Source organism: Seongchinamella sediminis (genome assembly GCF_003457605.1).
Classification (GTDB): Bacteria; Pseudomonadota; Gammaproteobacteria; order Pseudomonadales; family Halieaceae; genus Halioglobus; species Halioglobus sediminis.
On record NZ_QRAN01000015.1, the window covers coordinates 23295 to 46737 of the forward strand.

A 23443-nucleotide genomic window follows, 5' to 3' on the forward strand; every position below is an offset into this window, starting at 1 on the left:
GCGGTCCTTTTTTTCTGCTGTGGAATTTTAGTTATTGCAGTAGGTTCTACTACGCAAGTGACTCGAGATTACGACCAACCGCGGGCCCTGTCAATACTTGCATTAAAGGATTTAAAGAGCAAAGGCACCAACAATGCCTATATATTAGTTTTTATTAAATTTTATAAACTACTGATTTATATAGCTTTTGCCTTGTTTTTGTGTTTTTCTCGGTTTTCGATATTGGTTTCAAATAAAGACTATTTATAAAACCAATGGAGTCTGCCGCGCCCCGAGACAGCCGTCATCAGGGTATTCAGGAGGGGCTGGGATGGGCTACAGGAGGGAGTCAGGCGTCGCCAGGCGGGGGGCGATCAATCGCCGATCGAGAAACGGGCGGCCCGGGTACCCGCTAGCGCGGTGCAGGCCCAAATCAGGACTTACTCAATCAATCCCATGCCGCGCCGCATTTGCTCGTGGTCGTAGTACTCGCGCCAGACCTTGATCTTGCCGTCGGCAATTTCCATCGAGCCGAATACCGGAACAGAAACATGATGGCCGTTGTAATCGAAATCATCCACGCGCTCTATCATTACCACGCCATCAATGACCCCCATGCGGAGATCCTTGAATGCTACCCGGGTTAACGCGGGCCCGACGCGCTCAATATGAGCGCGCATGGCTTCTGGTCCGTGCATGGGTTCCTTTTCAACATAGTGAACCACTCCGTCGCGGGCAATTAACGAGGCCACCTTGTCCCAGTCCAGTGCTTCATAGGCGTCGAGCATGGCTTGCGCAACCGCCAGCTTATCGGCGTCACTCATCTCACCCAGGCCCGCCGCAGGCTCATCGGGAGCAACAGGATGCGCCGGCTCTCCTTCGACAAGGCCCAGCTCGGAAAGCAGCCAGTTGCGATCGTAGTATTCCCGCCACAGCCTGACCTGGCCATCCTCAATGGTCATCACGCCAACGACAGGCACAATTCCCGACTTTCCGTTAAAGTCAAAACTTTCCAGCCGCTCAATAACCACATTCCCGTCAAGCAGGCCCATCCGTAATACAATGAAATCCATTCTGCTCAGGCCGGTCTCAAAGCCCTGCAGTCGTTGGCGAAGCTTGTCCTCGCCCACGATCGGATCAAGCATCACGTTGTGCAGGGCGCCGTGCTCACCAAAGAGCTGGTAAACGCGCTCCCAGTCAAGGCCGGACCAGGCGTCCAGCATGCTTTGAGCTACCGCCAGCTTTTCGGAATCGGTCATCGAATTGTCTCCTGTTGCACCGGCTGAAGCCGATTTCGGTTCTGCGCTGCCGGCAGATGGTTGCGCTGAAACCGCGGTGGAATCTGGATTCGCTTGCGCGCATCCGGCTCCACCGAGCAGGACAACAAGCATGAGCGAGAGAATTCTTGCCTGTTTCATGAGGACCATCCTCTATCCACCCTGCAAGGCCACGCGTACCCGGAATTTACCCAGAGGCTAGTCACCAAACAAGGACTGGAACCAGTCGCGAATGCCGGTCTTGCGCGGCGAACAGTTGGTGCTGCGCCGCGGCTGTGAACCCTCGACAAACGGCATGAGCTGGGCATTGGGGCAGCCCTCGCCGGTAATCCGGCCATTGCTGCTGTCTATGGTTTCGAGCACCAGGCCCTCGGGCATATTGTAGGCCAGCGGCCGCTTGCTGGCGGCCGCCATGAAGTGAGACCAGACCCTGAGCGCGCCGCTGCTGCCGGTGAGACCGGTACCGCCATTGTCATCGCGGCCCATCCAGCTGACGGTGAGCAGGTCGCCGGAAAAGCCCGCAAACCAGGAATCGCGGCCATCGTTGGTGGTCCCGGATTTGCCCGCCACCGTCAGGGAGGACGGCAGGTAGCGATAGGCGCCCTTGCCGGTGCCGTTTTTCATCACATCGATCAGGGCATACTGCAGCAGGTAGACTGCCTGCAGACTAACCTCCCGATCGTAGGTGAGCTCATAGCGGGTATCGATCTCACCGTGGGCGTCCAGCACTGTGCGAATGGTCTTCAAGGGCGTGCGATACCCGCCGGAGGCAATGGTCTGGTAAAGAGTCGCCATATCGAAGGGCGAATACTCCCCGGCGCCCAGGGTCAGGGCCGGCACCTCCGGTACATGGCCTTCGATCCCCAGCCGCCGCAACATGTCGGCGACCACGTCCAGCCCCAGGTCCAGCCCCAGCCGGGCCGTGGCCAGGTTGTAGGACCGGGACAGGGCCTTGAACAGCAGTACATCGCCGTGGGCCATACGATCGAAATTGCGTGGCTGCCAGGGTTCACCGGAGGGCTGGTCCACCGCCAACTCGGTATCGCTCAGTACGCTCGCCAGGGAGTAGCGCCGGGGCTGCTCCAGGGCCGCCAGGTACACCGCCGGCTTGAGCAGCGAACCGGCTGGCCGGCGCGCATCCACGGCGCGGTTGAAGCCGGCGTAACTGACCTTGCGCCCGCCCACCAGGGCGGCCACCTCACCGCTGTCGATGCGGGTCACGATGGACGCGGTTTCCAGTGAGCCACCGGCGTCGAGCTGGTTCAACACTGTGCCGGTGCTGCGTTCGAGCTGCCGCTGCAGCAGCGGATCAAAGGCCGTCAGGATGCTCAGGCCCTCGGAGGTGAGGTCCTCTTCCCGGTACTGCCGGCGCAGCTGCCGCCGCACCAGGTCCAGGTAGGCGGGGAAGGTGTCGCGGATTCGCGGCGCGCTGTTCAGGCCCAGCGGCATGGCCCTCGCCACGGCCGCGTGCTCTGCCGAAATCACCTCCTGCTCCACCATCAGGTTGAGCACCACATTGCGGCGCTCCCGGGCCCGCTCGGGGTTGCGCTGCGGATTGTACAGCGAGGGCCCCTTGATCATACCCACCAGCAGCGCCTGCTGGTGCAGCCCCAGTTGTTCCAGCGGGGTGTCGAAGTAGTGGCGCGCGGCGAGCGCGAAGCCATGAATGGCGCGGGGGCCCTCCTGGCCCAGGTAGACCTCGTTGATGTAGCTCTCGAGGATCTGGTCCTTCTGGTAGTGCAGCTCCAGCAGAATAGCCATCAACACCTCGTTGAGCTTGCGGACAATGGTCCGCTCCGGTGTCAGGTAGTAGTTTTTCACCAGCTGCTGGGTAATGGTGCTGCCGCCGGCGACCACCCGACCCGACACCAGGTTGCTGTAGGCTGCCCGGGCAATGCCGGTCAGCGAGAAGCCCCAGTGCTGGTAGAAGCGCTGGTCCTCCACCGCAAGCAGGCCCCGCCAGAGGGTTTCCGGCACGTCCTCGAGCCTGACCAGGACCCGGTCTTCGCCGTGGGTCGGATAAATGCCGCCTATTTGCACCGGGTCCAGGCGCATCAGGTCCACGCCGCGCCCGGATTCGGTGATGGACTGCACCCGGGTCGGGCCGAGCTCGACAATAATCCGCCGCGCCGGCTCCCGCTCGCTGGGGAAGTCAAAACCGCGGGTGTAAATCTCGAATCGGCCGCGATTGCGGGCTACCTGCCCCGGGTTGCGGGTATGGCCGACCTTGCGATAACCGAGGACTTCCAGCTCATAGGCCAGCTCGTCCGGCGTCAGCTCCGCCCCCGCGTATAGGTCCAGCGGGCGGGCATACACCTTGGCGGGCAGCTCCCACATCTTGTCTGTGAACGTGGTGGTAATACGGGCATCGAGGTAGACGAGGTAGCCGGCGGCGACAACGGCCAGCACGACGGCGAGTTTGAACAGCAGGTGACGGGTTTTTTTCATAGCGGGCGAGTGTAACTTAGTTTCTCGCCTGAATTCACAGTGGAATTGCGTGGGTTTTACCGGATAATACGCCGCTGACCTGACCGGGACCGAAACATGAAAAAATACGTCGCCTATGGTATCGGCGCTGCGCTGGTGGATACTGAAATCAAGGTGGAAGACCGCGAGCTGGAACAAATGAATGTCGACAAGGGCATGATGACCCTGGTGGATGCCCAACGACAGGCGGAACTGTTAAACCAACTCGAGGGACACCTGGTGAAAGCCAGTCATGCCAGCGGCGGCAGCGCCGGCAACTCGATGATTGCCACCGCCCAGTTTGGCGGCCCGACTTTTATGAGCTGCAAGGTGGCCAACGATGCCGATGGCGACCTTTATATTGCCGACCTGGAGGCGGCGGGCGTAGATCACTGCCTGACCGGCGCCCGCGAGGAGGGAGTCACCGGCAAGTGCCTGGTACTGATCTCACCGGACGCCGAACGCAGCATGAACTCGCATCTGGCGATCAGTGAAACCCTGTCGGTAGAGCAGCTGGTCCCGGAGGCCATCGCCCGCTCGGAGTACCTCTACATCGAGGGCTACCAGGTAACTTCGCCCACCGGGCGGGCTGCCGCTGTCCGGGCGCGGGAGATCGCCGAGCAAGCGGGTGTTAAGACCGCGATCAGTTTTTCCGACCCGGGCATGGTGGAGTTTTTCCGTGAGGGCATGGAAGAAATGGTGGGTGAACGGGTCAACCTGGTGTTCTGCAATGAGGCAGAGGCCCTGGGCTGGGGCCAGACTGACCAGCTCGAGGTGGCGATCGAAACACTCAAGCAGGTCGCGGACACCTTTGTCATCACCCGCGGCAGCGAGGGCGCGCTGACTTATGATGGCGCGGCGCTGGCCGAGATCCCCCCGCACCGGGTGCAGGCGGTGGACAGCAACGGCGCCGGCGATATGTTCGCCGGCGCCTTCCTCTATGCCCTGAGCCGCGGCGAGGACTTCCCCAGCGCCGGCCGCTTTGCCAGTCTTGCGGCGGGCAGGATCGTCGCCAACTACGGGCCGCGGCTGCCGGCGGCGAGCTATACAGAGCTGCGCCGGGAATTCTTCGGCGACTGACTCAGAACAGGTCAATCTGCCGGTCCACCAGTCCGCGGTAGCTGGTGCCGACAAAGCCCAGGATGCCATCGGCCACCGGCTGCAGCTGGCGCTCCACATAGTGCTCGTAATCCAGCGGGGCCTGCAGCGCTGCGGCGGGCTCTGCACCGGCGGTGGTGATCACGTACTCGACCCAGCTGCCCCGTGACGGCGGCTGCAGGCCACGGGATTCGCACAGGCGGGCGGCCTGGACGTGGGGCGGGACGTTGCGCTCATACTCGGCCAGCTTGCGCCGCAGGCGCTTGCGATATACCAGGTCGCCATCGCGCTCACCGGCCCGCAGCTGGGCGGTTACCTGGCGCACATAGCTCTCGAAAGGCTCGTCGAAAAATATCCGCCGGTACAGCTCGCGCTGGAAGTCGCGGGCCAGCCGGGTCCAGTCGGTGCGCACATTCTCCAGCCCCTTGAACACCAGTTCGTCGCCGCTGTTGCCGGCAACCACCCCCGCATAGCGCTTTTTGCTGCCCCTGTCCGACCCCCGGACCGTGGGCATCAGGAAGCGTTTGTAGTGGGTCTCGAACTGCAGTTCCAGCACACTGCCGAGGCGGAACTGGGCCGCGATCTCCCGCCGCCACCACCGGTTGAGATCATGCTCCAGGGCCCTGCCGGCACTGATGGCTTGCGCATCGCTGCCAGCCTCGTGGATCCAGACGAATACCGAATCGGTATCGCCGTAGATCACCCGGTGGCCCGCCTGCTCGATACGGTCGCGGGTGCGCTGCAGGATCTGGTGGCCCCGACGGGTGATCGAACTCGCCAGCCGGGCATCGAAAAAGCGACAGCCCGGGCTGCCCAGCACCCCGTAGAAGCTGTTCATGATGATCTTGATCGCCTGCGACAGCGGCTCATCGCCCGCCCGCCTGGCCTCATCCCGCTGCTGCCAGAGCTGCTGGATCAGCCCGGGCAGGATGTGCCCCTCCCGGGCAAAGCGGGCATCGAGAAAACCGGGCACCGTCGCATCCTCCGCCAGGCTGCCCGACAGGCCCAGGGCAAGGCCGAGGGGGTCGATGCCAAAGGTGCGGATGATGCTCGGGTACAGGCTCTTGAAGTCCAGCACCAGCACGTGGTCATAGATACCCGGGATCGAATCAAGCACCCAGCCGCCGGGACTGGCAGTATGGTCACTGCTGGCATTGGGTGCTACATAGCCGGCGCGATGCAATCGGGGCAGGTAGAGGTTATCGAAAGAGGCCACCGAGCCGCCCATGCGATCCATATTGAGTCCGGTCATGGCGCTGCGGGCGATCGCAAACTCGAGCAGGGAGGTGGCCGCAAATATGTCCGAGGCCAGCTCACAGTCCTTGAGGTTGTAGGCCGCCAGCGCCGACTTGTCCTGCGCGAACAGAATGCCGATTTCCTCACCGCGACCGGCGCCCTGCAGCAGCTTGCCCTCGCCCAGCAATTCCCGGGCAACATTTTCCAGGGCAAAACTCTCGAAACTGTAAAAGGCAGCGCGCAGCATATCGATACCATCGAGCACTACCCTGCCCGGACACTGCAGCGCCCGGCGTTCGCCATCGTCGTCCAGCTGGCGCCAATGCGCCGGGCGCCGGTCGCGGCCCAGCAGCAGCCGGCGGCCGAGGCGATCAGCCACCCGCTGCAGGTACCAGCAGTCGAAATTGATCACATTCCAGCCAATCAGCACGTCCGGGTCGTAGTCCGCCAGCCAGTCGAGGAAGCGCTCCAGCAGCTGCTGCTGGTTGGCGCAGCTCTGCACATAGTCCTGGTCCGCACCCTCGCCCACCATGAAAACCCGGCGAACCTGCTCATCGCCCGCCACGCCGTGCACCCCGATTGAATACAGCTGTAGCCCGCTCATGGCGGTTTCTATGTCCAAGGACAGGACTTTCAGCGGCGGCCGGCAGTCGGCGCCGCGCATCCGCGGATTTTCCACCCGCCAGCAGCCGCCCCGGGAGCGGACCGCACCGTGGATTTCCGCGCCGCCGGCGATGAAGCGCTCCATCAGGTAGCGGTCGGCGGGATTGATGTCCGCCTCCAGGGGCTCGAGACCGGCGGCCCGCAGCTGCTCCGCCAGTTGCCGGCTGCGGCGATAGCTGCGGCAGTAAACCCCGACCACGGGAGTCATGGCGAAGGTCATTAACTGCAGGGGCTGGAAGTCGATACCCGCCTCATTGCCCGCCAGTGCCCGGGCCCGGTCGACGGCATCGGCGGCGAGGAAAAAGACACTCTGCTCGTCTCGCACCAGGGCACAGAGCGGCCCCCGGTCGGTGGCGAACCAGTACTCCAGCTCAATGCCATTGGGGCCGTCCCGCCAGTTGCGGGTCAGCAGGAATCCGCTGATTGTTACATCGTTCAAGCCGGCTCTCTTGTCTCTGTCACCGGGGCAGCTTAAGCTATGCTCCCCCCGTGGGGGCAACTCTCGAAAGGTAAGCGCATGAACAAGCCTGTAATCAAAACCGATCCTCTTTACCAGCTGTTACGCAACGAGGACATCAAAAGCTTCAACGAACAGCGGGACACACTGGACAGCAGCGAACTCAAGAGCGGTGATTACCGCGGGCGCGACCTGCGCAATATGAACGCCGACGGGCTGGACTTCAGCAACTCCTACTTCCGCAACGCCGACCTGAGCGGTATCGACTTTCGCAACACCAACCTGGAAGGCGCCAGCCTGCTGGACGCCAAACTCTCCGGCACCTACTTTCCGAAAGAGCTGTCCGCCACCGAGATCCGCCTGTCCCTGGACACCGGCACCCGCCTGCGCTACGACCGCGATTAACCCTGCAGCAACAGGTCCCGCAGGTCGATAATCGCCGCGTTGGCCCGGCTGATATAGGACGCCATCACCAGCGAGTGGTTCGCCACCAGGCCGAAACCGGTGCCATTGAGGATCATCGGGCTCCACACGGTTTCCTGTGAGGCCTCCAGCTCGCGGATAATCTGCTGCAGGCTGACCCTGGCATTCTTCTGCTCCAGCACCTCGGCAAAATCCACCTCCACCGCCCGCAGGAAGTGGATCAGCGCCCAGGTGGTGCCCCGGGCCTCGTAAAATACGTCATCTATCTCCAGCCAGGGGGTCTTGACGATCATCTCCGATGGCGCGGCGGTGGACTGGCTGGCCCCCACATCGCCGGCCAGGTCGGTATTCAGGCGGCGCTGGCCAACGCTGGCGGAGAGCCGCTGGGACAGGGAGCCGAGACGGGTATTAACCGTGGACAACCAGTAGCGCAGGTTGTCGGCACGGGCGAAAAACTGCGCCTCGGCCTGGCCGGTGTCCGACAGCCGCTGGAAGTAACTGCGGGTAAACGCCTGGGCCTGGCGGTACTCGGACTCGGAAGAGGGCAGTACCCAGCTGTCGGAATCAAAGTGATAGCGCGGTTCGGCGCCGGAGAGATCCTTGTCTTCGGTTGACTGCGACTGGGAGCGGCTGAATACCTCGCGCATGGCCCGGGACAGGTCGCGCACCTGAACCAGCGCCCCGTATTCCCAGTTGGGCATGTTGTCCAGCCAGATGCCGGGCGGGAAGCGGTCGTTGTGTAAATAGCCACCAGGCTTTTCCAGCAGAACCTCCATCACTCCCATCAATGCCGCCGTGGTTGCCGACCCGGTGACGATTTCGCCTCCGTCCTCGGCGGCGTACTGGGCCGCTTTCTCCCGCGGGTCGACGTGCTCGGGGGTCAGGCTCCAGACTATGCCCAATACCATGGCTATCAGCAGGTACAGTGCCAGGAGCAGCAGGACCCAGCGGACCGGCCTGGTGTCCGGCAGCAGGTCCACCAGCCCGTCGCGCCAGTCAAGTAGGGTTTCTTTCATTGCGTTCATCTGCTTATCGCCTTGTCAGTGATGTTGGTGGTGGCTGTGGTCCGCTTCTGCGCTCTTGCGCACCGTGGCGGTCACGCATTGTTCTCCCGCGCCTTCAAACAACAGGCACAGTGAGCGGCTCTCGCCAGGCCGGGGCATGGCCTCAAGCTCAAACAGCATGAAGTGCGCGCCACCGGGCGCCAACGCCACCGTCTGCCCCGGTGCGATGGCAAGTTCCTGCAACTGCTGCATACGCATCAACCCGTCTACCTCGCGGGTGGTGTGAATCTCCACCCGACCGACGCCCTCTATCCTCGCCCCCACCAGCTTGACAAGCTCAGCGCCGCTGTTGGTGACCGCTGCATAAGCGGCCGTGACCGGCTGGGTCGGCGGCAGCGCCCGAATCCAGGCCTCACTGACTGTCGGCTCCGCCTGCGCCAGCACACTGCGGAGCAGCAACAACAGGAACAACCCACCTCGAAATAACAACACCATTAACTCCCTGGAAACTAACACCCCTTTCTGACGTCCTACACTATAACACCGCTGGCATGACCGGGGCAGCGGATTGGGCGCAGGCGGCAACACTGGTAAACTGCACCCCCTGAATCCGGTCTCCGCCAGCCTAATCATAGGATGTTCATGCGCTCACTGCTCATCGGCCTGCTACTGCTCTGCCCCAGCCTGGTACTGGGCCAGACGCTTACCGGCAACCCCAATGCCCTGTTTGGCGCCGCGGCCACGCCTGAATTCCTGCCGGTAGAGGAAGCGTATCAGCTGGAGGTAGAGTTTGACGGGGAGCGCGCGGTGCGGCTGTACTGGCAGATTACCGAGGCCTACTACCTCTACCAGCACGCCTTCAAGTTGCGGCTGGAGGCCGATGGCCAGCCGCTGACGGCAACTCCGGAATTTCCCCCCGCGCTTGAGCGCACTGACGAGTACTTCGGCGATGTCCGGGTCTACTACAACAATGCCGACATCATGCTTAACGCCGCGGCGCCGGTGCCAGCTGGCGCGACCCTGGCGGTAACCTTCCAGGGCTGCGCCGATGCCGGGCTTTGCTACCCGCCAAAAACCCAATATTTCGCCCTCGGGCCCGCCAGCGGCGTCGCCGCAATACCACCGCCGGGACGGCAACAGTCCGGTCCGACCTCAGTCGAACAGGGCACCGTGGATCTCGGGAGCCTCCCCTACATGCTGCTGCTGGCCTTTCTCGGCGGCGCCATTCTCAACCTGATGCCCTGTGTCTTTCCTATCCTGTCACTCAAGGTGCTCAGCTTCGCCCGCAGCAGTGACCACGACCGGCATTTGCACAGCTGGGTTTATACCGCCGGCGTGGTACTCAGTTTTGTCGCCGTGGCAGCGCTGCTGATTGCCCTGCAGCGGGCCGGCAGCGCGGTGGGCTGGGGCTTCCAGCTGCAGTCGCCCGGCTTCGTCATCGCCCTCGCCTACCTGTTCCTGGTCATGGGCCTGTCCCTGTCAGGTATGCTGCAGCTGGGCGGCAGCCTGATGAATGCGGGCAGCAGCCTGGCCGGTCGCGGCGGTCTGTCCGGCAGTTTTTTCACCGGCGTGCTGGCGGTGGTTGTCGCCAGCCCCTGCACCGCACCCTTTATGGGCACCGCGCTGGGTTTCGCCGTCACCCAGCCGCCGGCAATAGGCCTGGCGGTGTTTGCGGCCCTGGGGCTGGGCATGGCAGCCCCGCTGCTGCTGTTCAGTTACAGTGGCGCTGCCCGCAAGCTGATGCCCAGACCAGGCCCGTGGATGGAAACCCTGAAACAATTCCTGGCCTTCCCTCTCTACGCTGCCGCAATCTGGCTGCTGTGGGTGGCCGGCCGGCAGACCGGGGTCAACACCATGGCGGCGGTGCTGGCGGGTGCGCTGGCGCTGACCCTGGCCCTGTGGCTGTGGCGGCTCGGTGGCTGGAAGCGGGGCGCGGCCGTGGCCTGCGCCCTGCTGGCAGTGTCGCTGGCGAGCTGGCGCGGGCTGGATGAGAATGGCAAGAGTGCGACCCAGTTAGCCGCCGGCCTGGTGCCTTTCTCGGAACAGTCCCTGGCGCAATTGCGTCGTGAGGGCACCCCGGTCTTTGTTGACGTGACTGCGGACTGGTGCATTACCTGCCTGGCCAACGAGAACGCGGTACTGTTTACCGACGAGATGACGGCCGCCTTCGCAGCCCACGGGGTGACCTACATGGTGGCCGACTGGACCAATTACGATCCGGATATCGCCCGCTTCATCAGCAGCCACGGCAGGACCGGCATCCCCCTGTACCTGATGTACCCCGCTGACCCGGCGGCAGCGCCACTGCTGTTACCGCAAATCCTGACCCGGGACACTGTAGTCCAGGCGCTGGAAGCCGTTAGCGGCAAAAAACCGCAAATTGCCGGCAACTTTGCCGAACTTGACCCCAGTTCAAGTAACTAGGCGGGATTGGCAGCGACCATCCACGATCCTGCACGGAGATGCCCGCAACTCCACAAAAATAGCTATCTTCTGCAATATCGCAGCTAAATGCCGGCAAAATTCAAAAAAAATACCACAAGCATGGACAGTGTCCCAATATTGCGCCAAACTGCTACCAAATAAGCCCGGCTCCAGGAGCAGCGCCACGTGGCCACAATTCTCGTTCTTCACGGACCCAACCTGAACCTGCTTGGTGAGCGGGAGCCGGGGATTTACGGCAATGCCACCCTCAACGACATCGACCAGCAGTTACAGCAACAGGCCCGCGACCGCGGCCATCACCTGCTGTCTGTGCAGTCCAACGCCGAATACGAGCTGGTTGAACGGGTCCAGGATGCGCGCCACGAGGGGGTTAACTTCATCCTGATCAACCCCGCCGCGTTCACCCATACCAGTATCGCCCTGCGCGATGCCCTGGCGGCGGTGGCCATACCCTTTATCGAGATTCACCTGTCCAATGTGCACGCCAGGGAAGAATTTCGGCGCCACTCCTACTTCTCCGATATTGCCCAGGGGGTGATTTGCGGACTGGGCCCCCAGGGCTATGAACTGGGCCTGCAGGCAGCCCTGCGCTACCTGGAACAATCCTGATAACTGACCGAGAGATAAAACACTATGGATATTCGCAAGGTTAAAAAACTGATCGAACTGCTGGAAGAGTCAAACATCGATGAGATAGAAATCAAGGAGGGCGAGGAGTCCGTGCGTATCAGTCGCAACGGCGCCCAGACCATGATGGCCTCGCATGCACCGGTCTATGCCCACGCGCCGGCGGCTGCCCCGGCGCCCGCGGCACCGGCACCCGCCGCAGCCAGCGAGGCACCCGCGGACACCGCACCGGCCACTGCCGGCCACGTGGTCAAGTCGCCCATGGTGGGCACCTTCTACCGCGCCCCCGCGCCAACCTCACCGGCTTTCGCCGAGGTCGGCCAGACGGTGAAGGTCGGCGATGTCATCTGCATCGTGGAAGCGATGAAAATGATGAACCAGATCGAGGCGGACAAGTCCGGCACTATCGAGGCCATCCTGGTGGAGAACGGCGAGCCCGTGGAGTTCGACCAGCCCCTGTTCTCCATCGTATAAGGCCCGGCTGAGGAACTAGACATGCCCATTCTGGACAAGGTACTTATCGCCAACCGGGGCGAGATAGCCCTGCGAATCCTGCGCGCCTGCAAGGAGCTGGATATCAAAACCGTGGCCGTGCATTCCACCGCCGACTCTGAGCTGATGCATGTGCGACTGGCTGATGAATCAGTCTGCATCGGCCCCCCCTCCTCCACCGAGAGCTACCTCAACGTGCCCGCGATCATCTCCGCCGCGGAGGTGACCGACGCCACCGCCATTCACCCGGGTTACGGCTTTCTGGCGGAAAACGCCGACTTCGCCGACCAGGTGGAAAAAAGCGGCTTTACCTTTATCGGCCCCACTGCTGACACCATTCGCCTGATGGGTGACAAGGTCTCCGCCATTGAAGCCATGAAGCGCGCCGGCGTGCCTACCGTGCCGGGTTCCGACGGCCCGCTCACCGACGATCACGATCGCACCCGGGAGATCGCCCGGCGGGTGGGTTATCCGGTGATCGTCAAGGCCGCCGCCGGCGGTGGCGGCCGCGGCATGCGCGTGGTGCACAACGAGGAAGTCCTGATCAGCTCTATCGAGGTGACCAGGAGCGAGGCCGCCGCAGCCTTCGGCTCGGACGTGGTTTACCTGGAGAAATTCCTGCAAAAGCCCCGCCACGTTGAAATCCAGGTAATCGCCGATGGCCAGGGCAATGCCATCCACCTGGGCGACCGGGACTGCTCCCTGCAGCGTCGCCACCAGAAAGTGCTGGAGGAAGCCCCGGCGCCCGGTATTCCCGAGCACCTGCGGGAGCAGGTGGCCGAAGCCTGTGTCAACGCCTGCATCGAGATCGGCTACCGTGGCGCCGGCACCTTCGAGTTCCTGTACGAGGACGGCGGCTTCTATTTCATCGAGATGAACACCCGGGTCCAGGTTGAGCACCCGGTTACCGAGATGATCACCCGCTTCGATATCGTCAAGGAGCAGCTGCGCATCGCCGCCGGCATGCCGCTGTCTGTCAGCCAGGAGGATATCGAGTTCCACGGCCACTCCTTCGAGTGCCGGATCAACGCCGAGGATCCGCAGAACTTCCTGCCCTCCCCCGGCAAGGTCACCACCTTCCACGCCCCCGGTGGGCTGGGCGTGCGGGTGGACTCGCACCTCTACGATGGCTACACGGTGCCGCCTTTCTACGATTCGCTGATCGCCAAGATCATCACCTTCGGCGAGAGCCGCGAGGTCGCCCTGGCGCGGATGCGCCAGGCCCTGGATGAGCTGGTGATCGAGGGCATTCGCACCAACACCCCGCTGCACCGTGACCTCACCCGGGACCGCGCCTTCCAGGCCGGCGGTGTGAGCATTCACTACCTGGAAAGCAAGCTGGAAGACTAGCGGTGCCCTCGTCCACCAGCGCTGGCCGGGGGGCGTTGCCGCACTCCGGCAAAGCCCCCCGGGGACAGGCCCGGTGAGCTGGATCCAACTGCGGCTGGATACCCACCCCGGGCAAGTGGAAGAGCTGGAAGCGCTGATGCTCGCCAGTGGTTCGGTGGCGGTCACCCTGGAAGATAACGCCGACCAGCCGGTACTGGAACCCGCCGTGGGTGAGACCCCGCTCTGGGGCCAGACCCGGCTGACCGGCCTCTACCCGGCGGACGCCGATATGGCCGCCGTGCTGGAGCACTTTCCGCAGACCCTACTCAGCCAGTGCAACCAGCGCATCGAGATTCTCGAGGACAAGGACTGGGAACGGGAGTGGATGCAGCACTACCAGCCCATGCAGTTCGGCAGACGCCTGTGGGTCTGCCCCAGCTGGCTGGAGCCACCCGAACCGGGCGCGGTTAACCTGCTGCTGGACCCGGGCCTCGCCTTTGGCACCGGCACCCACCCCACCACCGCCCTGTGCCTGGCTGAACTGGACAGTATGCCCCTGGCGGGCAAGACCGTAGTCGACTATGGCTGTGGCTCCGGTATTCTCGCGGTCGCCGCGCTCAAGCTGGGCGCCGCCCGGGCCCTGGGGGTAGACAACGACCCGCAGGCGCTGTTGGCCAGCAGGGACAATGCCAGCCGCAATGGTGTCGACCCGGCGCTGTTTCCGGTCGTGCTGCCGGGCCAGTACGACAGCGACCACTGGCGGCAGCGGGCGGACACGGTGATTGCCAATATCCTCGCCGGCCCGCTGATGGAACTGTCAGACACCCTGCTGCACTGCCTGAAACCCGGCGGCACGCTGCTGTTGTCCGGCCTGCTGGCTACCCAGGCGCCCGCCATGATCGACCACTACAAGCCCTGGATATCCCTGCAGGTGGCAGCAGAGCACGAGGGCTGGGTGTGCCTGCGAGGCGCAACTCCCATAACTTGAACCAGTCCGCAAACTGGCGATATTTTGTGCAGACAAGCTTCCCCGCGTAACGTCAGGGGAGTATCATACCGCCTCTTTTTGGCACCACTCTCGACCAGACATTTTCGATGCCGCAAATCGGACCCTACAAGCTGGCCAATCAGGTAGCCCTTGCCCCTATGGCGGGCGTTACCGACCTGCCTTTCCGCCGCCTGTGCGCGCGCATGGGAGCCGGTCTGGTGGTGTCGGAAATGATCAGCAGCAACCCCCGACTGCGCAACTCGCGCAAAACCGCCTGGCGCAGCGTCCACGATGCGGAAGTTGAACCGCGCTCGGTACAGATCGCCGGCAGCGAACCCGCCGAACTCGCCGCCGCCGCACGCTACAACGTCGACCAGGGCGCCCAGATCATCGACATCAATATGGGCTGCCCGGCGAAGAAGGTCTGCCGCAAGGCTGCGGGGTCGGCCCTGCTGGCGGATGAGGCCCTGGTGCGGGATATCCTGCAAGCCGTAAGCGCCGCGGTTGACGTCCCGGTCACCCTGAAAATCCGCACCGGCGCCAGCCCCGCAGCCCGCAACGGCGTCAGTATCGCCAGAATTGCCGAGGATGCCGGCATCGCCGCGCTGGCGGTTCACGGCCGCACCCGGGCCTGCAAGTTCGAGGGTGTTGCCGAATACGACACCATTGCCGCCATCGTCGCAGCGACCGACTTCCCGGTGTTTGCCAATGGCGACATCGATTCACCAGAGAAGGCCGCGGGCATACTCGCCCACACCGGGGCCGCCGGTGTCATGGTGGGCCGCGCCGCCCAGGGCCGGCCCTGGCTTTGCGGCCAGATTGCCGACTACCTGGCCGGAAAACCGGTGCTGGCAGTACCCGCCGACCAGCAACTGGCCATACTGCGCCAGCACCTGCTGGCGCTGCACGACTTTTACGGTGAATTCATGGGCGTGCGCATCGCCCGCAAACACGTGGCCTGGTACCTGCAGGACCGGCCCGACTACCGCGCCCGCCGCTCGGCCTTCAACAGCCTGCAGACCCCGGCGGAGCAACTGCAGCAGATCGACCAACTCTTCCACCCTGACTTCAACAAGGAACTCGCAGCATGACCCGGGCTGACCCCCTACCCGCGACTGTGGACGGCGACACCGCCGCCAACGACGAACAGCTTCACACCACCGAAGCAGCAAGCCTGCGCGACGCGGTTACCGCCAGCGTGCGCAAGTATCTCGCCGAACTCGACGGCCAGCTATCGACCGACGTTTACCAGATGGTACTGGCCGAAATGGAAGCGCCGCTGCTGGAAGAGATCATGGCCTATACCCGCAACAACCAGACCAGGGCCTCCATTATGCTCGGCCTGAACCGCGGCACCCTGCGCAAGAAGCTCAAGCAATACAACCTGATTGGCAGCAAGGACTGAACCCATGAGTGAACTGGTAAAGGTTTCCCGGGCGCTGATCAGTGTGTCCGACAAATCCGGCATTGTTGAATTTGCCAGCGCCCTGCGCGAGCAGGGTGTGGAACTGCTTTCCACCGGCGGCACCTACCGCCTGCTGCAGGACAACGGCCTGGACGTGACCGAGGTGTCCGAGTACACCGGTTTCCCGGAAATGATGGACGGCCGGGTGAAGACCCTGCACCCGAAGGTCCACGGCGGCATTCTTGCCCGCCGCGGCCAGGATGACGCGGTCATGGCCGAGCACGGCATCGATGCCATCGACATGGTGGTGGTCAACCTGTATCCCTTCGAGGCCACCGTCGCCCGCCCCGACTGCAGCCTGGAGGACGCCATAGAGAATATCGATATCGGCGGGCCGACCATGGTGCGGGCCGCGGCCAAGAACCACCGCTTCGTCAACATCGTGGTCAACGCCGGTGATTACGCCGGCATCATCGAGGAAATGCAGGCCAACGACGGGGCGACCAGCCTGCAAACCCGCTTCGACCTGGCGATCAGGGCCTATGAGCATACCGCCGCCTACGACGGCGCCATCGCCAACCACTTCGGCCGCCTGGTGCCCGGCGGTTCGGAGTCCTTTGCCCGCACTTTCAACACCCAGTTCCACAAGGTGCAGGAGATGCGCTACGGCGAGAACCCCCACCAGAAGGCCGCTTTCTACGTGGAGAAGGAGCCGGCGGAGGCGGGTATCGCCACGGCCAAACAGATCCAGGGCAAGGAGCTGTCCTATAACAACGTGGCCGACACTGACGCCGCCCTGGAGTGCGTCAAGAACTTCGATCAGCCGGCCTGCGTCATCGTCAAGCACGCCAACCCCTGCGGCGTGGCAGTGGCCAGCGACATCGGCAAGGCCTACGACCTGGCCTTTGCCACCGACACCGAATCCGCCTTCGGCGGCATTATCGCCTTCAACCGGGAACTGGATGCGGCCACAGCGGCGGCTATTTGCGAGCGCCAGTTTGTGGAGGTGATTATCGCCCCCGGCGTCAGCGCCGACGCGGCCGCTGCAGTGGCGGAAAAGAAAAACGTACGCCTGCTGGCCTGTGGCCAGTGGTCCACCCCCGGCGCCGCCACGGGCGCGGACCGTGATTACAAGCGGGTCAACGGCGGCCTGCTGGTGCAGGACCGCGACCTGGGCATGGTCACTGCCGCCGACCTGCAGGTAGTCAGCAAGGTACAGCCAACCGAGCAGCAGCTGCAGGACCTGCTGTTTGCCTGGAAAGTGGCCAAGTTCGTCAAGTCCAACGCCATTGTTTACGCCCGCAACGGCCAGACCGTGGGGGTTGGCGCCGGCCAGATGAGCCGGGTCAATTCAGCCCGTATTGCCGCCATCAAGGCCGAGCATGCAGGGCTTGAGGTCAAGGGTTCGGTGATGGCCTCTGACGCCTTCTTCCCCTTCCGCGACGGCATCGACAGCGCCGGTGAGCGGGGCATCGCCGCGGTCATCCAGCCCGGCGGCTCGATCCGCGACGAGGAGGTCATTGCCGCCGCCGACGAGCACGGCATGGCGATGGTGTTTACCGGCATGCGGCATTTCCGCCACTAACAGCACGCTGGACAGCCTCATGCGGCACGATCCTTCGTTGAACAGGCCAAAACGATGCTCATGTGCGGCTGTGTACACTGCGCTCGTTTTGGCCTGCTCGCCTCGCCTCGTACTCGCCTGAAACTGCCCAGCGCACTGTTAAAATAACCCCGAATATGGAGTATTTGGTTCAATGAACGTACTAATCATCGGCAGCGGCGGACGCGAACACGCCCTGGCCTGGAAAGCCGCCCAGTCCCCGCAGGTGGAGACCGTGTACGTGGCCCCCGGTAATGCGGGCACCGCCGGCGAGCCCGGCATTGAAAACGTGGCTATCGCCGTGGGCGACTTTGCCGCATTGGCCGATTTTGCCGACAACAACAATGTGGGCCTGAGCATCGTCGGTCCCGAGCAGCCGCTGGTAGACGGCGTGGTCGACTACTTCGCCGGGCGCGGCCTGCGCTGCTTCGGCCCCAGCAAGGGCGCGGCGCAGCTGGAAGGCTCCAAGGCCTTCACCAAGGATTTCCTGGCCCGCCACAACATCCCCACCGCCGCTTACGCCAACTTCACCGAACTGGAACCGGCGCTGGCCTACCTGCGCGAGCAGGGCGCTCCCATTGTGGTCAAGGCAGACGGACTCGCCGCCGGCAAGGGCGTCATCGTCGCCGAGACCCTGGCACAGGCCGAGGCGGCCGTAACCGACATGCTGTCCGGCAATGCCTTCGGCGATGCCGGCTGCCGGGTCGTGATCGAGGAGTTCCTGGAAGGCGAAGAAGCCAGCTTTATTGTCATGGTCGACGGCACCAACGTGCTGCCGATGGCCACCAGCCAGGACCACAAACGCATCGGTGAGGGCGATACCGGCCCCAACACCGGCGGCATGGGCGCCTACTCGCCGGCACCGGTGGTGGACGAGGCGGTATACCAGCGCATCATGGATGAGGTCATCATGCCCACCGTGCGCGGCATGGCCGCCGAGGGCAACGATTACACCGGCTTCCTGTACGCCGGCCTGATGATTTCCCCCGCCGGCGAACCGAAGGTGATCGAGTACAATTGCCGCTTCGGCGACCCCGAGACCCAGCCCATCATGGTGCGGCTCCAGTCCGACCTGGTGGCCCTGTGCCAGGCGGCCCTGGACAAAACCCTGGACACGGCCAGCGCCGACTGGGACGCCCGCTGCGCCATCGGCGTGGTACTGGCGGCCGGCGGTTACCCCGGCAGCTACGGCAAGGGCGCCGTCATCCGCGGGCTGGATGCGCAACAAGACGACAATATCAAGGTATTTCACGCCGGAACGGCGCAGGATGGCGACAATATCGTTACCAGTGGCGGCCGGGTACTGTGCGTCACCGCGCTCGGCGACACTATCGCCGCCGCGCAGCAGGATTGCTACCGCGCCGCCGACAAGATCTGCTGGGACGGCCTGACCCTGCGCCGGGACATTGGCTGGCGCGCCATCGCGCGCTATAGTCAGGACTGACTTCACAGGGCCGGGTTCCATGCGCCAGCGCAGACTGTCACTACTGGATCGATTTATCTCCGAGGCGGATTCGGTGATGCGCACCATCACCAACCGCGGCCACTCGGCCGGGCGCCCCTCCCCGGCCCAGGGGCACAGCGAGTCCGAACTGTCTGAGCCGGAGCGCAAGCATGTGGCCGGCCTGATGCGGGTCAACCACACCGGCGAGGTGTGCGCCCAGGCGCTGTACCAGGGCCAGGCCCTGACCGCGCGCCTGCCCCGGGTACGCGAGGAAATGCGCCAGGCTGCCGACGAGGAGATCGACCACCTGGTGTGGTGTGAACAGCGCCTGCGCGAACTGGACAGCACTGCCAGCGTGCTGAACCCCCTGTGGTATGGCACCTCCTTCGCCCTCGGCGCCATAGCCGGCGCCATTGGCGACGATATCAGCCTGGGCTTTGTCGCCGCCACCGAGGAGCGGGTCTGCAATCACCTCAAGGATCACCTCAAGCAACTGCCCGAGGATGACCGCAAGTCGCGCCTGATCCTGCAGCAAATGCTCGAAGACGAGGAACGCCACGGCAGCAGCGCCCTGGAAGCGGGCGGCAAGGATTTCCCGGATCCGGTGAAAGACGCCATGACCAGGGTGTCACGGGTTATGACCGGTAGCAGCTACCGGATCTGAACCCCGGCCGTAACTGACCCATGATAAGCGAATCGCGGAACAGGGCGCGTTGCTGCCGCGGTGACAGGCAGCGGCGCCCTGGTGAGCCCGGTCGATGAGCGCCAGCGGGCAAAAGCGCTACCTGGCTCCCTACCAGCAGATAATGACGGGGCAGCTGGATGCAGGTGATGCGGAGGCGCAGATACCGGACCCGATCGCTGTAGGCGCCGTGGGCGGCAGCGGCACCCGGGTCGTGGCGCAGATTCTCGCCGCGGCGGGCGTTGCCATGGCTTCCCCCATCAACCGCGCCGGTGACGCCCTGGAGTGGCCGCCCTACCGGGCTATCTTTGCCGCCCCCGCGTTGCAACAACAATCCAGCGCGTTGATTCTGGACAACACCCACCGCGCCTTCGAGCAGCTGCTGGCGGCGCGCCGGGCGGCGCTGGGGCTAGATGGGCGGGTGGGCTGGAAAGTACCGGAGACCTTCTTCCGCCTCGAGTGGCTCGGCAGCCACTTTCCACAACTGCAGTATGTGCACCTGATTCGCCACGGCCTGGACATGGCCTACTCGGACAACCAGCGCCAGGCAAAGAACTGGGTGGACATTCTCGGGCTGGCGTCGCAGCGCGACGAACACGGCCGCTTGTCGCCCGCCACCATGCTGGAATACTGGCTGAGCGCCAACGAACTGGCCGCCGCAACCATGACCCGGCTACTTCCCCGGCGCGGCTACCTGTTGCGCTTTGAGCGGCTCTGCGCCCGACCCCGGGAAGAAATCGCCGCCCTGCTGGCCTTCCTGCAACTGCCCTGCCCGGACTACCTGCTGGATGAACTGGCCGCACTGGTCACGCCACCCGCCTCGATCGGCCGCTATCGCAGCAGGCCCTGGCGAAACGACTTCACCGCGGAACAGCTGGCCAGGCTGGAAAAACTGGGCTATGACTCACCGGGGCAGCTCGGCGCTGAGCCGGTGAGGGCACGATAGTGGCCTGAGGGATTGCCGTTAAGGTAGGTATTGCTGATCACCAGCTCGCCGCTGTCCGCCGCCACCCGGGTGGCCCCGTAGCTGTCTACCAGCATCTCCGGGCGAAGCTCCTCCCGCCCTCCTGCGAGCCGTTCGTCGTCCAGGTAAACCTGGAAGTGCAGCTCGGCATCACCCGGGCGCCGGGCCGGCCACTGGTAGTAGGCCGACACCGTCAGCAGCTGGCAGCCAGCGCCGGGGAGCGGAGCCTGCAGTTCCAGGCCCGGCATGGACAGTCCCAATTGACCTTGCCCCAGGGTCATTTCCAGTTGCTGCTCCTGGGCCACCAGCCGGCTGAGGGGACGGTCGTTATTGACCGGCAGCTGCAGGGTCCAGCCGCCGTAGCCCGGGGTGCGCCGGTAGGCGTCACCCGCGTATTCGCGGGTGTTCCCTGGCTTGCTTACTGCCGTCATCCGCACCTGCCTGACCTGTCGCTGCCAGCGCTGGTAGTCCCCCTGCATCCGCTCCTGCTCCGCTGCCGTGGCGGGGCGGGGAGGCGCAAAGTGGTTCTGCACCGGCTCGAAGTCCTGCACTTGCACCCCCAGTCCCCATTGCTGCCGCTCCAGGTCGAGCACACTGTAGGCCCCCCAGCCCGGGATACCGATATCCCAGTAGGTGCGCGCTGGCCGGGGCAGTGTTGCGCCCTGCAGCAGGGGGGCGAGGTCCAGCCCGTCCAGGCCCGGCACCGGCGGCAGCCCGGCCTGGGCCAGCAATGTCGGCATCAGGTCGCGAATAAAGACCGGCTGCGCTATGTCCATCGGTGCCAGCTGGCCCGGCCGGGAGATAATCAGCGGGGTCCGGATCCCGCCCTCGTAGAAACTGGTTTTGTTGCCGTAGAACGGCTGGTTACTGTCACGCACCCGGTTCACGCCGCCGTTGTCGCTGACAAATACCACCAGCGTGTTCTGCAACTGCCCGCTGTCAGTGAGCGCCTGTAACAGGCGACCCACCGAGGCGTCCAGCTGCGCCAGCAATGCCAGGTATTCCCCCTCGGGGGAGTCGGCAAAGCGGGCGGCAAAGCGCGGCGCGGCCTGCGCCGGATTGTGGGGGGCAAAGTACCAGAGGTTGAGGAACCAGGGTCGCCCGGCTTTACTGAACCCGTCGATCCGCTCAATCGCGGCATCGGTGAGCAAGTCCGTCAGGTGACCCTGTTGCCGGGCGGGGGCCTGGTCCCGGCCCTGCAACCAGGGGTCGATGTATGAGGCGGCGGGATTGTCCAGCGATCCGTTGCGTGTGGTCAGCGCGTGGAGAAAGCCGTACCAGTCGTCAAAACCCTGGGCTTCAGGCCGCGCCGAGGCGAGGCTGTGCCCCAGGTGCCACTTGCCGATGTGGGCGGTGGCATAGCCGCCGTCGCCCAGGGCCTCGGCGAGGGTGACATGCTCCGGCCCTATTCCACGGAAGTGCGGCGGCAGGCCAACGCGGCTGGCCGCCTTGCCGGTCAGCAACTCTACCCGGGCCGGGCGGCAGCTGGGCTGGGCGTAGTGCCGGCGAAAGCGAACACCCTGGGCCGCCAGGGTATCGATATGGGGGGTGGCGGCTGCGCCGTCACCAAAGGCGCCCAGGTCGTTATTGCCCAGGTCGTCGGCGAGGATCAGCAGGATATTGGGGCGCTGCTCTGCGCTGGCGGGTGCATCGTCCGCTGCGCAGCCAGCCAGCAGTACCAGGCACAGCAGCCAGCAGGCCCGCGCCATCAACCGGAGCGCGCGAGCAGGGTCTGGTCCCTGGCCAGTACCCGCTCGCGCCAGTCCAGGTCCTCGTGCATGCCGGGGAAGTGTTGCTGGTCAGCCCGCAGGGTCTGCAGCAGTCCGCTCACATCCTCTGGGGTGGCGAAACCGGCATCCCGTTCCAGCAAAATCTCCTGTACCTTGTTGGTGGGATCCAGGTCGCAGTTGTTACACGCGGAGATGCCGCCCCGGGCCAGCAAATCGAGCTTGGTGCCGTTGAGTTCGCTGAAACCTACCTCGCTTACATGCCCCAGGGGCGTGGTCTTTTCATAGTCGTTACAGCACACGTAATAGTGCCCGCTCCAGCCCACGAACAAAAACTTGAAGGCGGCATCGCACAGGCTGGAGATGCCGTGCTGGCGCATCAGGTCCCGGGCTTCGCCGCTGGCGGAACGACTCTCCAGGAACAGTTTGCCGTTATCGCAGGCGCCACCGCGGTTATTCTGGCTGAACACCAGGAAACTCTTGACCCCGTGCTCGCGCCAGAACGCTTTCATCTCGTCGATTTTGCCCTTGTTGATATCGTGCTCGACTATATTGATGGTGATCGCCACCTTGTCGCGGGCGATCTCGACAAATTGCAGCGCATTGCTGATGGAGTTGTCGAAGTCGAGGTTATACACCTCTTCGTAGTCGTCACCGAAGTCGCTGATACTGAGGCTGATTTCCTTGAGCCCGGCATCGACCAGGTCCCGGGCCAGGTTTTCATGCAGCCTGGAGGCGTTACTGGTCATGCCCACACGCAAACCCTTGCTGGTGGCGTAGTGCATGAATTCGACGATATCAGCATGCAGCGTCGGCTCGCCCTGGCCAGTGAAGGTGACCTTGGGCAGGGGCTGGGGCAATTCCAGCACCCGGTCGATGGCGCTGAAGAAATTCTCCCGGCTGAGCATGCCCTGCTGCGGGGTCTTGTCGCGGGGGCAGAACGAGCACAGGGCATTGCAACGATTGGTCAACTCGATATCGACTAGCACGTGAGAAAACTTCATAATGACCCTGCTTGCTGCTGCGGCCCGGCGCCCGGCGCCCGACGTGAATAGGCGAACAAGAATATAGCACTGCCTGACCCCGTTCAATTGCCGTTAACGACGGCTTACTCACCACCAACCATACACGGCT

At 63.8% G+C, this 23443-nt stretch carries 20 protein-coding genes; 13 read left to right on the plus strand and 7 right to left on the minus strand.

Annotated features, from left to right (window positions below; all coding sequences use genetic code 11):
• Positions 1–419: 419 nt before the first annotated feature.
• Positions 420–1397, minus strand: a complete 978-nt coding sequence (locus DWB85_RS13720) for a limonene-1,2-epoxide hydrolase family protein (protein ID WP_162846130.1) — start codon at positions 1395–1397, stop codon at positions 420–422.
• 57 nt (positions 1398–1454) lie between these two features.
• Positions 1455–3704 (minus strand): penicillin-binding protein 1B, encoded by a 2250-nt coding sequence (gene mrcB, locus DWB85_RS13725; RefSeq protein WP_117955678.1) that lies wholly within the window; start codon positions 3702–3704, stop codon positions 1455–1457.
• Between the two features lie 96 nt (positions 3705–3800).
• Between mrcB and DWB85_RS13730 the strand changes: the two genes are divergently transcribed.
• Entirely contained in the window at positions 3801–4802 is a 1002-nt protein-coding gene (locus DWB85_RS13730) for an adenosine kinase (RefSeq protein ID WP_117955680.1), read from the plus strand.
• 1 nt (position 4803) lies between these two features.
• Here DWB85_RS13730 and DWB85_RS13735 read toward each other — a convergent pair whose 3' ends face one another.
• Entirely contained in the window at positions 4804–7158 is a 2355-nt protein-coding gene (locus DWB85_RS13735) for a DNA polymerase II (RefSeq protein WP_117955683.1), read from the minus strand.
• 78 nt (positions 7159–7236) lie between these two features.
• Here DWB85_RS13735 and DWB85_RS13740 point away from each other — a divergent pair, with 78 nt between their 5' ends.
• Positions 7237–7581 carry a pentapeptide repeat-containing protein gene (locus tag DWB85_RS13740; RefSeq protein WP_117955685.1) on the plus strand — a complete coding sequence of 115 codons (345 nt, stop codon included), beginning with the start codon at positions 7237–7239 and terminating at the stop codon, positions 7579–7581.
• Here DWB85_RS13740 and DWB85_RS13745 read toward each other — a convergent pair.
• Together DWB85_RS13745 and DWB85_RS13750 are read right to left on the minus strand one after the other, a co-directional pair.
• Positions 7578–8624 carry a DUF2333 family protein gene (locus tag DWB85_RS13745; RefSeq protein ID WP_117955688.1) on the minus strand — a complete coding sequence of 349 codons (1047 nt, stop codon included), beginning with the start codon at positions 8622–8624 and terminating at the stop codon, positions 7578–7580. The genes DWB85_RS13740 and DWB85_RS13745 overlap by 4 nt on opposite strands.
• 15 nt (positions 8625–8639) lie before the next feature.
• Entirely contained in the window at positions 8640–9095 is a 456-nt protein-coding gene (locus DWB85_RS13750; protein ID WP_162846131.1) for a copper chaperone PCu(A)C, read from the minus strand.
• Positions 9096–9245: 150 nt separating this feature from the next.
• Between DWB85_RS13750 and DWB85_RS13755 the strand changes: the two genes are divergently transcribed.
• The 11 genes from DWB85_RS13755 to DWB85_RS13805 all read left to right on the plus strand — a co-directional run bounded on the left by DWB85_RS13755 (position 9246) and on the right by DWB85_RS13805 (position 20564).
• Positions 9246–11027: a protein-disulfide reductase DsbD family protein gene (locus tag DWB85_RS13755; protein WP_117955861.1), complete on the plus strand. Its 1782-nt coding sequence runs from the start codon at positions 9246–9248 to the stop codon at positions 11025–11027.
• A gap of 186 nt (positions 11028–11213) precedes the next feature.
• On the plus strand, positions 11214–11657 hold the full coding sequence (gene aroQ, locus DWB85_RS13760; RefSeq protein WP_117955694.1) for a type II 3-dehydroquinate dehydratase: 444 nt from the start codon (positions 11214–11216) through the stop codon (positions 11655–11657).
• Positions 11658–11681: 24 nt separating this feature from the next.
• A complete protein-coding gene (accB, locus tag DWB85_RS13765; RefSeq protein WP_117955696.1) occupies positions 11682–12149 on the plus strand; it encodes an acetyl-CoA carboxylase biotin carboxyl carrier protein in 468 nt (155 codons plus the stop codon).
• Between the two features lie 27 nt (positions 12150–12176).
• A complete protein-coding gene (gene accC, locus DWB85_RS13770; RefSeq protein WP_117955863.1) occupies positions 12177–13517 on the plus strand; it encodes an acetyl-CoA carboxylase biotin carboxylase subunit in 1341 nt (446 codons plus the stop codon).
• Between the two features lie 73 nt (positions 13518–13590).
• Positions 13591–14484 carry a 50S ribosomal protein L11 methyltransferase gene (gene prmA, locus DWB85_RS13775; protein WP_117955699.1) on the plus strand — a complete coding sequence of 298 codons (894 nt, stop codon included), beginning with the start codon at positions 13591–13593 and terminating at the stop codon, positions 14482–14484.
• Positions 14485–14591: 107 nt separating this feature from the next.
• On the plus strand, positions 14592–15575 hold the full coding sequence (gene dusB / locus DWB85_RS13780) for a tRNA dihydrouridine synthase DusB (RefSeq protein ID WP_117955701.1): 984 nt from the start codon (positions 14592–14594) through the stop codon (positions 15573–15575).
• Positions 15572–15889, plus strand: a complete 318-nt coding sequence (gene fis, locus DWB85_RS13785; protein WP_117955703.1) for a DNA-binding transcriptional regulator Fis — start codon at positions 15572–15574, stop codon at positions 15887–15889. The genes dusB and fis overlap by 4 nt, the downstream gene beginning before the upstream one ends.
• Positions 15890–15893: 4 nt before the next feature.
• Positions 15894–17474 (plus strand): bifunctional phosphoribosylaminoimidazolecarboxamide formyltransferase/IMP cyclohydrolase, encoded by a 1581-nt coding sequence (gene purH / locus DWB85_RS13790; protein ID WP_117955706.1) that lies wholly within the window; start codon positions 15894–15896, stop codon positions 17472–17474.
• A gap of 172 nt (positions 17475–17646) precedes the next feature.
• Positions 17647–18936 (plus strand): phosphoribosylamine--glycine ligase, encoded by a 1290-nt coding sequence (gene purD, locus DWB85_RS13795; RefSeq protein ID WP_117955708.1) that lies wholly within the window; start codon positions 17647–17649, stop codon positions 18934–18936.
• 19 nt (positions 18937–18955) lie between these two features.
• Positions 18956–19600, plus strand: coding sequence for a 2-polyprenyl-3-methyl-6-methoxy-1,4-benzoquinone monooxygenase (gene coq7 / locus DWB85_RS13800; protein ID WP_117955711.1), 645 nt, complete (start codon positions 18956–18958; stop codon positions 19598–19600).
• 94 nt (positions 19601–19694) lie between these two features.
• Positions 19695–20564, plus strand: coding sequence for a sulfotransferase (locus DWB85_RS13805; protein WP_117955714.1), 870 nt, complete (start codon positions 19695–19697; stop codon positions 20562–20564).
• Here DWB85_RS13805 and DWB85_RS13810 read toward each other — a convergent pair.
• Entirely contained in the window at positions 20516–22291 is a 1776-nt protein-coding gene (locus DWB85_RS13810) for a sulfatase-like hydrolase/transferase (RefSeq protein WP_117955716.1), read from the minus strand. The two genes, DWB85_RS13805 and DWB85_RS13810, sit on opposite strands and share 49 nt — an antisense overlap.
• Complete coding sequence (locus DWB85_RS13815; protein WP_117955718.1) at positions 22291–23313, minus strand: radical SAM/SPASM domain-containing protein; 1023 nt, start codon at positions 23311–23313, stop codon at positions 22291–22293. The genes DWB85_RS13810 and DWB85_RS13815 overlap by 1 nt, the downstream gene beginning before the upstream one ends.
• Between the last annotated feature and the right edge of the window lie 130 nt (positions 23314–23443).

Excerpts from the sequence above, each read along its gene's own strand:
- DWB85_RS13720 (WP_162846130.1), bottom strand. The coding sequence starts at position 1,397 with ATGAAACAGGCAAGAATTCTCTCGCTCATGCTTGTTGTCCTGCTCGGT.
- mrcB (WP_117955678.1), bottom strand. The coding sequence starts at position 3,704 with ATGAAAAAAACCCGTCACCTGCTGTTCAAACTCGCCGTCGTGCTGGCC.
- DWB85_RS13730 (WP_117955680.1), top strand. The coding sequence starts at position 3,801 with ATGAAAAAATACGTCGCCTATGGTATCGGCGCTGCGCTGGTGGATACT.
- DWB85_RS13740 (WP_117955685.1), top strand. The coding sequence starts at position 7,237 with ATGAACAAGCCTGTAATCAAAACCGATCCTCTTTACCAGCTGTTACGC.
- DWB85_RS13745 (WP_117955688.1), bottom strand. The coding sequence starts at position 8,624 with ATGAACGCAATGAAAGAAACCCTACTTGACTGGCGCGACGGGCTGGTG.
- DWB85_RS13755 (WP_117955861.1), top strand. The coding sequence starts at position 9,246 with ATGCGCTCACTGCTCATCGGCCTGCTACTGCTCTGCCCCAGCCTGGTA.
- accB (WP_117955696.1), top strand. The coding sequence starts at position 11,682 with ATGGATATTCGCAAGGTTAAAAAACTGATCGAACTGCTGGAAGAGTCA.
- dusB (WP_117955701.1), top strand. The coding sequence starts at position 14,592 with ATGCCGCAAATCGGACCCTACAAGCTGGCCAATCAGGTAGCCCTTGCC.
- fis (WP_117955703.1), top strand. The coding sequence starts at position 15,572 with ATGACCCGGGCTGACCCCCTACCCGCGACTGTGGACGGCGACACCGCC.
- purH (WP_117955706.1), top strand. The coding sequence starts at position 15,894 with ATGAGTGAACTGGTAAAGGTTTCCCGGGCGCTGATCAGTGTGTCCGAC.
- purD (WP_117955708.1), top strand. The coding sequence starts at position 17,647 with ATGAACGTACTAATCATCGGCAGCGGCGGACGCGAACACGCCCTGGCC.
- coq7 (WP_117955711.1), top strand. The coding sequence starts at position 18,956 with ATGCGCCAGCGCAGACTGTCACTACTGGATCGATTTATCTCCGAGGCG.
- DWB85_RS13805 (WP_117955714.1), top strand. The coding sequence starts at position 19,695 with ATGAGCGCCAGCGGGCAAAAGCGCTACCTGGCTCCCTACCAGCAGATA.
- DWB85_RS13810 (WP_117955716.1), bottom strand. The coding sequence starts at position 22,291 with ATGGCGCGGGCCTGCTGGCTGCTGTGCCTGGTACTGCTGGCTGGCTGC.
- DWB85_RS13815 (WP_117955718.1), bottom strand. The coding sequence starts at position 23,313 with ATGAAGTTTTCTCACGTGCTAGTCGATATCGAGTTGACCAATCGTTGC.